The sequence below is a fragment of the Pseudomonas sp. CK-NBRI-02 genome, assembly GCF_008124495.1.
In the GTDB taxonomy this organism is placed as follows: domain Bacteria; phylum Pseudomonadota; class Gammaproteobacteria; order Pseudomonadales; family Pseudomonadaceae; genus Aquipseudomonas; species Aquipseudomonas guariconensis.
Window position 1 is genome coordinate 47,708 of record NZ_VSJH01000040.1, and the last position, 12,666, is coordinate 60,373.

Annotated in this window: 12 protein-coding genes; 8 read left to right on the forward strand and 4 right to left on the reverse strand. The window is 64.6% G+C overall.

All coding sequences use genetic code 11. The annotated features are described in order from the left end of the window. Positions 1–1,218 (reverse strand): MFS transporter, encoded by a 1,218-nt coding sequence (locus DQ397_RS23250; RefSeq protein WP_043212932.1) that lies wholly within the window; start codon positions 1,216–1,218, stop codon positions 1–3. Between the two features lie 144 nt (positions 1,219–1,362). Beyond that, entirely contained in the window at positions 1,363–2,646 is a 1,284-nt protein-coding gene (locus tag DQ397_RS23255) for an arsenic transporter (protein WP_043212935.1), read from the reverse strand. A gap of 386 nt (positions 2,647–3,032) precedes the next feature. Here DQ397_RS23255 and DQ397_RS23260 point away from each other — a divergent pair, with 386 nt between their 5' ends. The 5 genes from DQ397_RS23260 to DQ397_RS23280 all read left to right on the forward strand — a co-directional run bounded on the left by DQ397_RS23260 (position 3,033) and on the right by DQ397_RS23280 (position 8,065). After that, positions 3,033–5,273, forward strand: coding sequence for a TonB-dependent siderophore receptor (locus DQ397_RS23260; RefSeq protein WP_148921632.1), 2,241 nt, complete (start codon positions 3,033–3,035; stop codon positions 5,271–5,273). 76 nt (positions 5,274–5,349) lie between these two features. Beyond that, on the forward strand, positions 5,350–5,637 hold the full coding sequence (locus DQ397_RS23265) for a hypothetical protein (RefSeq protein ID WP_043215894.1): 288 nt from the start codon (positions 5,350–5,352) through the stop codon (positions 5,635–5,637). Then, a complete protein-coding gene (locus DQ397_RS23270) occupies positions 5,634–7,163 on the forward strand; it encodes a PepSY domain-containing protein (protein ID WP_043215895.1) in 1,530 nt (509 codons plus the stop codon). The genes DQ397_RS23265 and DQ397_RS23270 overlap by 4 nt, the downstream gene beginning before the upstream one ends. Beyond that, entirely contained in the window at positions 7,160–7,492 is a 333-nt protein-coding gene (locus tag DQ397_RS23275; RefSeq protein WP_043215896.1) for a DUF3325 domain-containing protein, read from the forward strand. Before DQ397_RS23270 ends, DQ397_RS23275 begins: the two co-directional genes overlap by 4 nt. 36 nt (positions 7,493–7,528) lie before the next feature. Then, entirely contained in the window at positions 7,529–8,065 is a 537-nt protein-coding gene (locus tag DQ397_RS23280; RefSeq protein ID WP_148921633.1) for a histidine phosphatase family protein, read from the forward strand. A 74-nt stretch (positions 8,066–8,139) separates the two neighbouring features. Here the strand turns inward: DQ397_RS23280 and DQ397_RS23285 are convergent, their stop codons facing one another. Further along, on the reverse strand, positions 8,140–8,925 hold the full coding sequence (locus DQ397_RS23285; RefSeq protein ID WP_043215886.1) for a sulfite exporter TauE/SafE family protein: 786 nt from the start codon (positions 8,923–8,925) through the stop codon (positions 8,140–8,142). A 140-nt stretch (positions 8,926–9,065) separates the two neighbouring features. Next, complete coding sequence (locus tag DQ397_RS23290; protein ID WP_052352528.1) at positions 9,066–9,689, reverse strand: helix-turn-helix domain-containing protein; 624 nt, start codon at positions 9,687–9,689, stop codon at positions 9,066–9,068. Between the two features lie 112 nt (positions 9,690–9,801). Between DQ397_RS23290 and DQ397_RS23295 the strand changes: the two genes are divergently transcribed. Genes DQ397_RS23295 through DQ397_RS23305 form a run of 3 tightly spaced genes read left to right on the forward strand, consistent with a single transcriptional unit; the run spans position 9,802 to position 12,452 of the window. Beyond that, on the forward strand, positions 9,802–10,962 hold the full coding sequence (locus DQ397_RS23295) for an FAD-binding oxidoreductase (RefSeq protein ID WP_043215885.1): 1,161 nt from the start codon (positions 9,802–9,804) through the stop codon (positions 10,960–10,962). Then, complete coding sequence (locus DQ397_RS23300; protein WP_043215883.1) at positions 10,952–11,329, forward strand: RidA family protein; 378 nt, start codon at positions 10,952–10,954, stop codon at positions 11,327–11,329. Before DQ397_RS23295 ends, DQ397_RS23300 begins: the two co-directional genes overlap by 11 nt. Positions 11,330–11,387: 58 nt before the next feature. Then, positions 11,388–12,452: a membrane protein gene (locus DQ397_RS23305; protein ID WP_043215880.1), complete on the forward strand. Its 1,065-nt coding sequence runs from the start codon at positions 11,388–11,390 to the stop codon at positions 12,450–12,452. Positions 12,453–12,666: the final 214 nt, after the last annotated feature.

Sequence of the window (12,666 nt, forward strand, 5' to 3'; positions counted from 1 at the left end):
TCAGCCCGCGCTCGCGCCACGCAGCAGCGCCACCCCGGCGAGGGTGGCGCTGGCGAACGCGGCGCCGACCAGAAACGTCGCCTGGTAGCCGACCCCATCCCACAGCAGGCCGGCCATCACGCTGGCAATCAGCAGGGCCACACCCGACAGCAGATTGAACAGGCCAAATGCTGTGCCGCGTAGGTTCGCCGGTGCGCTGTCGGCGATCAAGGCACTGAAGATGCCTTGGGTGAAGCCCAGATGCAGCCCCCACACCACCACCCCCAATGCCAGCCCGGCCCAACCCGGCAACAAGGCCAGCGCCAGGTCGGCGGCAATCAGCAAGCCCAGCCCCATCATCAGCACGCCCCGGCGGCCGACGCGGTCCGACAGCGCACCCGCGGGGTAGGCCGACAGCGAATAGGCCAAGGCCATCAGCACCAGCACCGCCGGTGCCCAGAGTGGCGCCAGGCCCATGTCCTGGGCGCGCAGGAGCAAGAAGGCCTCGCTGAAACGCGCCAGGGTGAACACCATGACCAGACCGATCAGCCGCCAGTACGCCGGGCCCAGTCGCGCCAGTTCGTCCAGTGCCAATGGCGAGCGCACCGCCCGCCCAGGGGTAGGGGCGTCGGGCTCGTGGACGCAGGCGATCAGCACGAAGACGGCGAGCAACGCTGGAATCACCGCCACCCAGAACACTGTCTGGAAGTGGCTGGCGGTCAGCCACATCAGCGCGATCGCCAGCAGCGGCCCGACAAAGGCGCCCACGGTGTCCAGCGCCTGGCGCAGGCCGAAAGCCGCGCCGCGCAGCCCAATCGGCGTGATATCGGCGATCAGTGCATCACGCGGTGCTCCGCGGATTCCCTTGCCGATACGGTCGACAAAACGCGCTGCGGTCAGCCATTCCAGCCCTGAGGCCAATGGAAAGACCGGTTTGGTCAAGGCCGCCAGGCCATAGCCGAGCACAGTGAGCAGCTTGCGTTTGCCCAGCCAGTCGCTGAGCGCGCCGGAAAACACCTTGGTGATCGACGCCGTCGCCTCGGCCACGCCCTCGATTAACCCCACCGCCACCACCGATGTGCCCAGCACCGACACCATGTACAGCGGCAGCAAGGCGTGGATCATCTCCGACGAGATGTCCATGAACATCGAGACGAAGCCCAATGCCCAGACGCTGCGGGGGATGGAGGGGAGTGCCCGGCTGGGCGGTGATGAATCGAAGTTGTCAGCGCCACGCATCGCAGACCTCGGAATCCGTGCCGCGTCCGAATGGACGCGACCGTATTCACTGTAGGACATGGGGACTGGCGATTGAGATAACGTGAGTGGCCAAGGCGCAGGTGTGCTGCCACGTGAGCCGGCGGCATCGCAGGACTTTCGGGCTCAGAGGCTTAGCCGCAAGGCCAATGCCGAGAGGGTGACAAGCAGCACCGGCAGGGTCAGCAGGATGCCGACCTTGAAGTAGTAGCCCCAGGTGATACGCACGCCTTTGCGCGCCAGCACATGTAGCCACAGCAGGGTTGCCAGACTGCCGATCGGTGTGATCTTCGGGCCCAGGTCGCAGCCGATGACGTTGGCGTAGATCATCGCCTCGCGCACTACGCCTTGAGCGTCGCTGGCATGGATCGACAGGGCGCCGATCAGTACGCTGGGCATGTTGTTCATCACCGAAGACAGCAGCGCTGCGACCAACCCGGTGCCCAGAGTGGCAGCCCACAGGCCTTGGGCGGCCAGGCGATCGAGCAGGGCGGTGAGCGAGTCGGTCAGCCCGGCGTTACGCAGGCCGTAGACCACCAGGTACATCCCCAGGGAAAACACCACGATCTGCCAGGGCGCTTCGCGCAGCACGCGGCGGGTGGCGATCACATGACCGCGGGCGGCCACGATGAACAGCACGGCGGCGCAGGCTGCCGCCACGGCACTGATGGGGATACCCAGCGGCTCCAGGACGAACAGGCCTGCCAGCAGTGCGACCAATACCCACACGCCGACGCGGAAGGTGGCGCGGTCGCGGATGGCCATGGCCGGGGACTTGAGGTCGTCGAGCGCATAGTGCGCCGGGATGTCTCGCCGAAAGTACAGAAACAGCACCAGCAAGGTGGCGAGCACCGCAGCCAAGTTGACCGGAAGCATCACCGAGGCATAGGTCGAGAAGCCCAGGCCGAAATAGTCGGCCGAGACGATGTTCACCAGGTTCGACACCACCAGTGGCAGGCTCGCCGTATCGGCAATGAAACCTGCGGCCATCACGAAGGCCAGGGTGGCCGCGCCGGAGAAGCGCAAGGCCATCAGCATGGACATGACGATCGGGGTGAGGATCAAGGCGGCCCCATCGTTGGCGAACAGCGCCGATACCGCCGCTCCCAGCAGCACGATGAACATGAACAGGCGTCGCCCGTCGCCGCGCGCCCAGCGCGCCACGTGCAAGGCAGCCCATTCGAAGAAGCCCGCTTCGTCCAGCAACAGGCTGACGATGATGATGGCAATGAAGGTGGCAGTGGCGTTCCAGATGATCGCCCAGACCGTGGGGATATCCTGCAGCGATACAGCACCCACCAGCAAGGCGAGCAACGCGCCGAGGCTGGCGCTCCAGCCAACACCCAAGCCTTTGGGTTGCCAGATGACCAGAATCAAGGTGAACAGAAAGACAGCGGCGGCAGCTAGCATCGTGCGCGCTCCTTGGCAGCAGGTGACGCACTGGCGGTTTCGTCTGCCAGGCGCTGGGGGAAATAGGACGGCGTGAGCATGCAACAACGATCGCTTCAAAATATGCGGAAAAACAAATATATGGAATTTCATATATTCGGACAACGGCCTTGCCGCCGCGACGCCTCTTAGGAGAGTGGATTACCCCGTCGTAGAGCCATCGGCTGAGGCGTTTGAAAGTTCCTCGGCAATCTGTAAATTTCGTAAATAAGATTTAAACACATTTGAGAATCATTATATTCAGCCTCCCTGTGGACCCGGCAATTTGCCTGCAAGGTCGGTGGGCGAGGGCTCGTCGGCTGGCGGGCCGGGTCGTGCCTTTGCCCATGAACCGCAGGAGATGCCCCATGCAACCCAGAACTTCACCCAACAGCCTGGCCCTGGCCTTCGTCGCGCTGGCCTCGCCAGCCATGGTGGCGACCGCGGCCCAGGCCGAGGAGAGGCCGGCCGGTGAAGTACTGGAAGTGCCGATCGACAGCAATGCGCTGGTGATCCAGGACACCCTGGTCACCGCCGAGCGCGAGGCTCGTCAGGCGCTGGGTTCGTCGATCATCACTGAGGAGGACATCAAGCGTCATCCGCCGGCCAATGACCTGTCCGAGCTCATCCGCCGCGAGCCTGGGGTCAACCTGACCGGCAACAGCGCCAGCGGCGCGCGTGGCAACAACCGCCAGATCGACCTGCGCGGCATGGGCCCGGAAAACACCCTCATCCTCATCGACGGCAAGCCCTCCAGCGCCCGCAACTCGGTGCGTTACGGCTGGAACGGCGACCGTGACACCCGTGGCGAGACCAACTGGGTGCCGGCAGAGGCCGTCGAGCGCATCGAAATTCTTCGTGGCCCGGCCGCAGCACGTTATGGCTCCGGTGCCATGGGCGGTGTGGTGAACATCATCACCAAGCGCCCCACCGAAGCATTCAAGGGCAACGTCAGCCTGTTCACCCAGTTGCCTGAGGACAGTGCAGAAGGCGCTAGCCGACGGGCCAACTTCAACCTCAGCGGCGGCCTGACCGAGAACCTGGGTTTTCGCCTCTATGGCGGCCTGGCCAAGACCGATGCCGACGACCTGGACATCAACGCCGATCACGCCAACAGTGCCTTGGTGGCCGGCCGGGAAGGGGTGCGCAACAAAGACATCAACGGCCTGTTGAGCTGGAGGCTCAACGACGAGCACCGCCTTGAAGTCAGCGCCGGCTACAGCCGCCAGGGCAACCTCTTTGCCGGCGATACCATGAACAGTAACGGGGGTGGCAACCTGGAGCTTATGTCCGAGCTGTATGGCCATGAAACCAACGTCATGCAGCGCGGCACCTATGACCTGACCCACCTGGGCGACTTCACCTGGGGGACCAGCAAGACCGTGCTGGCCTACGAGTACGTGCGCAACTGGCGCCTGAACGAAGGCCTGGCCGGCAGCGTCGAGGGGGCGCCCAACGATGCCGGCTCGGCCATGTCGCGCCTGCGCAACACACGCTTGAGCAGCGAAGTGAACCTGCCGTTCGCCCTGGGCAGCACCGAGCATGTGCTGACCCTCGGTGGCGAGTACCTCTATGAGTCGCTCAACGACCAAGGCTCGTTCCGTCCGCAGAGCTTCGACCCCAGCGGCGGCGGCGACGACACGATCATTGGCTTCGACCGCAGCGACACCAAGATGACCGCCCGCAGCTATGCGTTGTTCGTCGAAGACAACATCATCGTCGGCGATACCACCATCACCCCGGGCCTGCGCTTCGACCATCACGAGCGCTTCGGTGACAACTTCAGCCCGAGCCTGAACCTGTCGCACAAGCTCACCGATGCGCTGAGTGTCAAAGGCGGTATCGCCCGGGCGTACAAGACCCCGAACCTGTACCAGTCCAACCCGAACTACTTGCTCTACAGCCGCGGCAACGGTTGCAGCACGCAGCAGAGCAACTCCGGTGGCTGCTACCTGCAGGGCAACGACGACCTCAAGCCCGAGATCAGCGTCAACAAGGAAATCGGCCTGCTGTACGACCGTGGCACCTGGCGCACCAGCGCGACCTACTTCCGTAACGACTACCAGAACAAGATTATCGGTGGCACCGACGTGGTCTACGACATCAATGGCGGGCGCCGCGTGACCCAGTGGGAGAACGCGGGCAAGGCGCGGGTGGAAGGGATCGAGGGCAACTTCTTCATGGCACTGACGCCGAGCCTGGACTGGAACACCAACCTGACCTGGATGCTCGACAACGACAACCGTGACACCGGCGAGCCGCTGTCGGTGATTCCCGAGTACACCGTCAACAGCACCCTCGACTGGCGCGCGACCGACAAGCTGTCGTTCCAGGTGGCGGGTACCTACTTTGGCAAGCAGAAGTCGCCGACTTACAACTACCGCACTCAACAGGACTACGACAAAACTGCCCAGCAGGACGTGGACGCCTACGGCCTGGTGGATGTGAGCGCAGGCTACAAGTTCAACGCCAACTACGACGTGCGCGTGGGCGTGAACAACGTCTTCGACAAGCAGATCCTGCGCGGCGGCAACGCCAGCAGCTCGGGGGCCAACACCTACAACCAGCCAGGGCGTGCGGTGTTCGCGGCGCTGAACATCTCGTTCTGATACGCAAGAGGGCCGCTGTGCGGCCCCTCGCGGCGCGTCAGTCCCATTTCGACCTGAGCGGCGTTAGGAGCTATCGATGAACACCTACCCCACCTGGCTGGCCATTCTCTCGCGCAGCGCCGCTGCACTGCTTGGCGGCTACGCCTTCACCTATGCCGCCACGGCCTGCCTGGCGCGGTTGCTACCGCTGGCGCCGGGCGATGCGGTAATCGTCGCCACGCTGGCGTCGTTCATGTTCTACACCGCTGCGATCCTGTGGGCCTTCGCCAGCCGCGACGCCCTGCATGCCTGGGCGCCGCTGGGGCTGGCCGCGCCTCTGGCGCTGGTGGGCTTCTGGCCCCAGGCGATGGAGTGGCTGGCATGAAGAACAGCTTCACCCAATCCATGTCCTGGCTGCACACCTGGGCCGGGCTGGTCTTCGGCTGGTTGCTGTTCGCCATTTTCCTCACCGGCACCTTGGCGGTGTTCGACAAGGAGCTCAACCACTGGATGCAGCCGGAGATCGCTGCCAGTGGGGTGCCCCAAACCGATGCCGCCGAGCGGGCCATTGCCTACCTGCAGGCCCATGAGCCGAAGGCCGACAACTGGGGGATCAGCCTGCCGACCGAGCGCTCGCCGGGCCTGCGTGTGTCCACCGGCGACCGGCGCCATGGCGTCGGCGTGCAACTGGACCCGCAGACAGGCGAGCCGATCAACGTGCGTGACAGCGTCGGCGGCAACTTCTTCTTCCGCTTTCACTTCACGCTGGATTTGCCGCGCAACTGGGGCATCTTCGTGGTCGGTGCGCTGGCCCTGGTGATGCTGGCGGCGTTGGTCACTGGCATCGTCATCCACAAGAAGCTCTTCAAGGAGTTCTTCACCTTCCGCCCGAACAAGGGACAACGGTCCTGGCTGGATTTCCACAACGCCAGTGCGGTGCTGTTGCTGCCTTTCCACCTGATGATCACCTACACCGGGTTGGTGATCTTCATGCTGATCTACATCCCGGCCGGGATCGATGCCTTGTTCGAAGGCGACCCTCGTGCCTACTTCCAGGCCCAGGGCAGCGGCCGCCAGGAGGCGCCGCAGCGCGCGGCCAGGCAGCCGGCAGAGCTGGTCGAGATCGCCCCGTTGCTGGCCCAGGCCCAGGCGCGTTTGGGGCCGATCGGGGGGCTGAACATCCGCCATCCGAACACCACCGGTGCTCGGATCGAGATCCGTCCCGAGCTTGGCAACCGCATTGCCCTGACCAAGGGCCAGGCCATGGTTTTCGACGGGGTGAGCGGCCAACTGCTCAGCGATGTCCCTGAGCTGCGTCCGGCGCCTTTGACCCAGCGGGTAATGATCGGCCTGCACTTCGCCCAGTTCGGCGGCTACCCCATGCGCTGGTTGTACTTCGTTTGTGGCCTGGTCAGTTGCGCGATGATTGCCAGCGGCCTGGTGCTGTTTTGCATCAAGCGTGGGCGCAAATACACCAATGCGACGGCCGAGGCCTCAGCGCGCCGGTGGTATCGGCTGGCCGAGGTGTGCAATGTCGGGTTCATCAGCGGCTTGTTGCTAGCCTGCGCCGGTTTGTTGTGGGCCAGTCGCCTGTTGCCGGTCGAACTGCCCCAGCGCGAAGCCTGGGAGGTGCGGGTGTTCTTTGCCGGCTGGTTGCTGGCCCTGCTGCATGCTGGCTTGCGCCCGGCCAAGCGCGCCTGGGTCGAGCAGTTGAGCGCGGCGGCGCTGTTGTGCATGGGGCTCGGTGCGCTGGGGGCATCTGCCGGCACGGCGGATCATCTGCGGCTGGGCGTGGAGGTGACCGGCATGGTGCTGGGCGTAGGGCTGGCCCTGGCGGCCTTGCGCGTTGCGCGGGCCACGCCGGCACCGGTCAAGGCGAAGGCAGGAAGGGCCATGGAGGCCGAGGGATGATGAGCATGATTCTCGGCGCGATGCTGTTCGCCTACGCGGGCATGACAGGCCTGTGCCAGGGGCTGGAGCGACATTACAAGCAGGTATGGGGGCGCACGTGTCCCCGCGTGCTGCGCCTGGGCTTGCGAGGGGGCGGTTGGGCAGGGTTGTCAGCCAGCCTGTTGTTGTGCGCACAGACATGGGGATGGGCCATGGGGCCGGTGGCTTGGTTCGGGATGATCTCCCTGGCGGCGGTGTTGCTGGTGATGCTGCTGCCTTACTGGCCACGCATGTCGGTCTGTCTGGTGGGGCTGCTGCCGCTGTGGGGGCTGGGGCAGGCATTTGTCTGATAGGCTAGCTGGCCCACCTCATGTCGAGAGCCCTTGGTGAAAGCCGCGCGCCTGACCCTCATCTGCCATGCCCTGACCTCAGCCCAGAAGGTCGGGTGTTTCCCCAGCCCTGACGAGCACATTTTGCCGGTAGCTCAATGGCCCTCGCTTCCAGCCTGCACCGGCTTTCTGAGTGCGCCGGAGCGCCGGGCACAAGAAACCTGTGCAGGCCTGGGGGCGCGCCCGATGGTCGAGCCCGCCCTGGCGGACTGCGACATGGGGGCCTGGCAAGGCGTGGCGCTCAAGGCATTGCAGGCCGAGCAGCCGCAGGCGCTGGCTCAATGGCTGCAAGACCCCCATTGCGCGCCCCCTGGCGGTGAGTCCGTCGCGCATCTGTGCCAGCGCGTCGCGAGCTGGCTGGAGGCGTTCGATACGCCGGGAGAGTGGCTGGCGGTGACGCATCCGCTGGTGATGCGGGCAGCGATGGTGCATGTGCTTGGCGGTCCGCTGGCGGCCTTTGCGCTTATCGACGTGCCAGCGCTTTCACGCATTCACTTGAGCCGGGCGGGGAAGTGGCGGTTGCGTTTGGGTTGAACGCTTGCCGGTGCCTACGAATATCGCCGGTGTCTGAGGATCCTGCGAAACGGGCGCGACGCGCGCCCATCCTTTCAAAACGCGAGCTTGTAGCCGATCAGCAGCAGCATCCCCGCCAGGCACGGGCGTAGCAAACGGTCGGAAATACGCCCGGTGAGATGGCTGCCCAGGTAGATGCCTGGCAGCGAGCCGAGCAGCAGGTAGCCCAGCAGCGACCAGTCCATATTGCCCATGCCCGCATGGCCAAGGCCGGCCACCAGCGTGAGCGGTACGGCATGGGCGATCTCGGTGCCCACCAGGCGGCGAGTGACCAGGAAGGGATACAGCAGGAACAGCGCCACGGTACCCAGGGCGCCGGCGCCGATGGACGTCAGAGTGACCATCACGCCCAGCACCACGCCCGTGAGCACGGTAAGGGTATTGAGGCTGCGGTCGCTGAGGTGGTAGTGATCGCCCGCGTGGCGGCTGGCGAAGGCCTGCAGGCGTGATTTGAACAGGATGGCCAGGGCGGTGAGGATCAACACCACGGCCAGGCCTTGCTTGATCACCGCGTTGAGCGCGGAGGTGTCGGCATGCAAGGTGTGGAGGAACCACAGCGTCAACGCCGCCGCGGGCACGCTGCCCAGGCTCAGCAGGCCGGTGATCTTCCAGTCGACGTTCTTGTTGCGCGCATGGACCCAGACGCCACTGGCCTTGGTGATCGCCGCATACAACAGGTCAGTGCCGACGGCAGTGGCAGGGCTAATGCCGAACCAGAGCAGGATGGGGGTCATCAGCGAGCCACCGCCGACGCCGGTCATGCCGACGATGAAACCTACAACCAGCCCCGCGATGGTGAAACCGAAAGAACCTACATCCATACGCTACTCGACGCCCAAGCTTGCCCGTGATCGGATGGCTGCCAGCATAAAGGTTTTTTTATAACCGAATAGACTTGTTCGTTATTAGGTTATAACCGGGCGTCTTTTGCTTCGTCCGGACGGATGAACCGGGGGGCCGTTCATCGGTCGGTCATGACCACCATCACCTGTGCATCCCCACCGTCTTCGCTTTCAGACAGATAAATATGCCCGACCTGGCTGTCGAAATAGGCGGTTTCCTGCGGGCCTATGCTCACCGCTTCACCCGTTTCGAACAGAATGCGCACTCGACCGCTGAGCACCAGGACGAACTCCTGGCCCGGATGGCGGATGAAATCATCGAACTGGCCACGTTCGCGCGCAATGATGCGGGCGTAGGCGGGCGTCATGCGGCGCTCAGGGAAGGCGCCAGCGATGGGATGGTAGTCATAGGTGCCGGTGGAGTAACCGGGGGCCGCGGGCAGCGAGTCGACCACCACGGTCGCCGGCACCGGCGTCTCCACCGGGCCGCTGGCACGAAACAACTGGGCGATATCCAGCTTCAAGGCGCGGGCGGCGGCAGCCAGTTTTTCGTAGCTCACCGAAACCTGCGCCAGTTCCATCTTCGACAAGGTGGAGACCGGTACGCCACTGAGCGCCGACAGTTGTTTGAGTGTCATGTGCTGCGCCTTGCGTACCTGGCGCAGGCGCGCGCCGACCTCGGCGCGATCGAGCAGGGGGAGGGCGCCAGCGCGCTGGGCGGCGGACGTGCGGTCTTCGGGCATCGGGACTCTCGTGTGCGGCTTTGGTCGGCATCTTACCTTGGACGCTTGCGCGAACCGAAATTCTCATATATTAGAATTCTCATAAATGATAATTCGCGCGACAGGAGCGCCCATGGCACAGATCTACGACACCTTGATCATCGGCGCGGGCATTGCCGGTGCCTCCCTGGGCTACCGCCTGGCCGGTCAGGGCCGGGTACTGCTGCTCGAACGGGAAATGCAGCCGGGCTATCACGCCACCGGCCGTTCGGCCGCCATGTTCATGGAGGCCTACGGAACGCCGCAGATCCAGGCCCTGACCCGCGCCAGCCGTGCGTTCTACGAGCATCCGCCGGAAGGCTTCTGCGAGCATCCGCTGCTCGAGCCACGCGGCTGCTTGTATGTCGCCAGCACCGAGCAACGCGAACTGCTCGAGACCACTTACGCACAGAACCTGGCCAACGGGACCGACGTCAGCCTGCTCGACCGTGAGGGCGCCTTGGCCCTGGTGCCGAGCTTGCGCGAGGGCATCCTCGCCGGTGCAGTGCATGAACCCGGTGCCATGGACCTGGACGTGCATGCCTTGCACCAGGGCTTTTTGCGCGGCTATCGCGCTGCCGGGGGCGAGCTGCGTTGCAATGCCGAACTGGCCCGGGCCTATCGCCTCGACGACCTCTGGGAGGTGGAGCTGGTCGATGGCGGTCATCTGCAGGCCCGGCAGTTGGTCAACGCCGCAGGCGCCTGGGCCGATCAAGTGGCCGAGCTGTGTGGCGTGGCCAAGGTTGGTCTGCAGCCGTGCCGGCGCAGTGCCTTTACCTTCCCAGGCCCGGATGGGCAGGACTTCAGTCGTTGGCCAGCGGTGATCGGGGTCGATGAAAGTTTTTACTTCAAGCCTGATGCCGGACAGTTGCTCGGTTCGCCTGCCAACGCCGATCCGGTCGAGCCGCAGGATGCCGCGCCCGAGGAGCTGGACGTGGCCCTGGGCATCTACAACATCGAAGCCATGACCACGTTGCACATCCGACGTCCGAACCACAGCTGGGCGGGGCTGCGTTCGTTCGTCGCCGATGGCGACCTGGTGATCGGTTTCGACCCACGCACGCCCGCGTTCTTCTGGCTGGCGGCGCAAGGCGGCTACGGCATCCAGTCGGCCGCCGGTGCGTCGCGCCTGGCGGCTGACCTGCTGCTGGGCGTGCCCCTGTGCCCAAGCCTAGTGGCGCAGGGCGTTTCACCGGAGCGTTTGTCTCCGGGCCGTTTTTCCACAACCGTGATAGGAGATTCCCATGAGCAATGACATCCAGCGTTTTCCCAGCAGCCTGCCGTTCCCGTTCTCGCGTGCGGTGAAGGCCGGCGGCTTTTTGTTCCTGTCCGGGCAGGTGCCGATGAGCGCCAGCGGTGAAGTGGTCCGCGGTGACATCCAGACGCAGACCCGCGCGGTCTGCGAGCGCATCGGCGAAAGCCTGGCCGCCTGTGGCGCACGCTTCGATCAGGTGGTGAAGGCCACGGTATGGCTGTCGGACATGGCTCACTTCGCGGGCTTCAACGAGGTCTACAAAGAAGTCTTCGGCGACGCCTTGCCGGTACGCTCGACCGTGGCCTCGGCCTTGGCGCTGGGGGTGGATGTGGAGATCGAAGTGCAGGCGTTCATCGGCCAGGACTGAGGCGAGCCGGGGCACGACACCCCTTTGTACGACAACAACAATAAAGCCAGAGGTTCACATGCAAGAGCAGCTGAAGATCGCCGGTGCCTTCATCGGCGTGATCGTGGGGGCGGGCTTCGCGTCCGGACGGGAACTGTTGCTGTTCTTCGTCGATTTTGGCATCTGGGGCTTGGTCGGGGCGTTGGTCAGCGCCGCGTTGTTCACCTTCCTGGGCATGGCCCTGGCGGGGCTGGGCAATCGCCAGCAGGCAACGTCCCACAAGGACGTGATACAGGCCATTTGCGGGCGTCACCTGGGGTTGTTCGTCGATTGGCTGATCACCTTTTTCATGTTTGCCGTCACCGTGGTCATGTTGGCTGGTGGTGGCGCCTTGCTCGAGCAGCAGTTCGGCGTGCCGGCCCTAGCGGGCAGTGTGCTGGTGACGGTGCTGGTGGTGGCCATCGTGTGCCTGGATGTGCAGAAGGTGATCGTCGCCATTGGCGCCATCACCCCGCTGTTGATTCTGGTGGCCTCGGCGATTGCCTTGTACGCCGTGCTCTCGCGCGAGCAGAGCTTCGCTGAACTCGACCACTTGGCCAGTCAGCAAGAGGCCGGCACCCGGCACTGGTTGCTGGGGGCATTCCTCTATGTGTCCTACAACATCGTGGCCGGTGCGCCAATCCTGGCCATTCTCGGTGGGTCGGCCAAGGGTGAGAAGACGGCCATCTGGGGCGGTCTTATCGGGGGCGCGGCGCTCGGGGGGCTGATGTTGGTGATGAGTGCAGGGCTGCTGTCGCGCCTGGATAGCGTGGCCGAACTGCCCATGCCGATGTTGTCGATCGCCAATGAAGTTTCGCCGCTGCTGGGGATGGTGATGTGCCTGATCATCTTCGGAATGATCGTCAACACGGCCGTGGGGACGTTGTTTTCCTTCCTGTCGCGACTGTTGCCAGCCGGGACGACGACGTTTCGCTGGGGGGCGGTATTGACCGGGGTGGCTGCGTTCGTGTGCAGCCTGGTTGGGTTCATCAGCTTGGTGGGCGAGGTGTATCCCTTCTTCGGTTACCTGGGCTTCGTGCTGATGGCCGCGGTGCTATTGGGCTGGGTGCGTCGGGGCAAGGTGCGCAAGGTGGCGCTGGCCTGACGAGGGGCTGCTGCGCAGCCAAACCCATTCCCACAGGGTTTTGCGCAGAATCGGTAGGAGCAGGCGAGGCCGCGCCGGCTCCCACGGGTACTGCGCCGAGCCTGAGAACGGCGCGATACCTGTGGGAGCGGGTCTACCCGCGAAGGACCCGCCTCAGATCCTGAAGCTGCCCACCAGTTGCTTCAACCGCCCCGCCTGCTGGCTCAGGGCATCG

Coding starts and splice junctions, on each gene's coding strand:
- DQ397_RS23250 (WP_043212932.1), bottom strand. CDS start 1,218: ATGCGTGGCGCTGACAACTTCGATTCATCACCGCCCAGCCGGGCACTC.
- DQ397_RS23255 (WP_043212935.1), bottom strand. CDS start 2,646: ATGCTAGCTGCCGCCGCTGTCTTTCTGTTCACCTTGATTCTGGTCATC.
- DQ397_RS23260 (WP_148921632.1), top strand. CDS start 3,033: ATGCAACCCAGAACTTCACCCAACAGCCTGGCCCTGGCCTTCGTCGCG.
- DQ397_RS23265 (WP_043215894.1), top strand. CDS start 5,350: ATGAACACCTACCCCACCTGGCTGGCCATTCTCTCGCGCAGCGCCGCT.
- DQ397_RS23270 (WP_043215895.1), top strand. CDS start 5,634: ATGAAGAACAGCTTCACCCAATCCATGTCCTGGCTGCACACCTGGGCC.
- DQ397_RS23275 (WP_043215896.1), top strand. CDS start 7,160: ATGATGAGCATGATTCTCGGCGCGATGCTGTTCGCCTACGCGGGCATG.
- DQ397_RS23285 (WP_043215886.1), bottom strand. CDS start 8,925: ATGGATGTAGGTTCTTTCGGTTTCACCATCGCGGGGCTGGTTGTAGGT.
- DQ397_RS23290 (WP_052352528.1), bottom strand. CDS start 9,689: ATGCCCGAAGACCGCACGTCCGCCGCCCAGCGCGCTGGCGCCCTCCCC.
- DQ397_RS23295 (WP_043215885.1), top strand. CDS start 9,802: ATGGCACAGATCTACGACACCTTGATCATCGGCGCGGGCATTGCCGGT.
- DQ397_RS23300 (WP_043215883.1), top strand. CDS start 10,952: ATGAGCAATGACATCCAGCGTTTTCCCAGCAGCCTGCCGTTCCCGTTC.
- DQ397_RS23305 (WP_043215880.1), top strand. CDS start 11,388: ATGCAAGAGCAGCTGAAGATCGCCGGTGCCTTCATCGGCGTGATCGTG.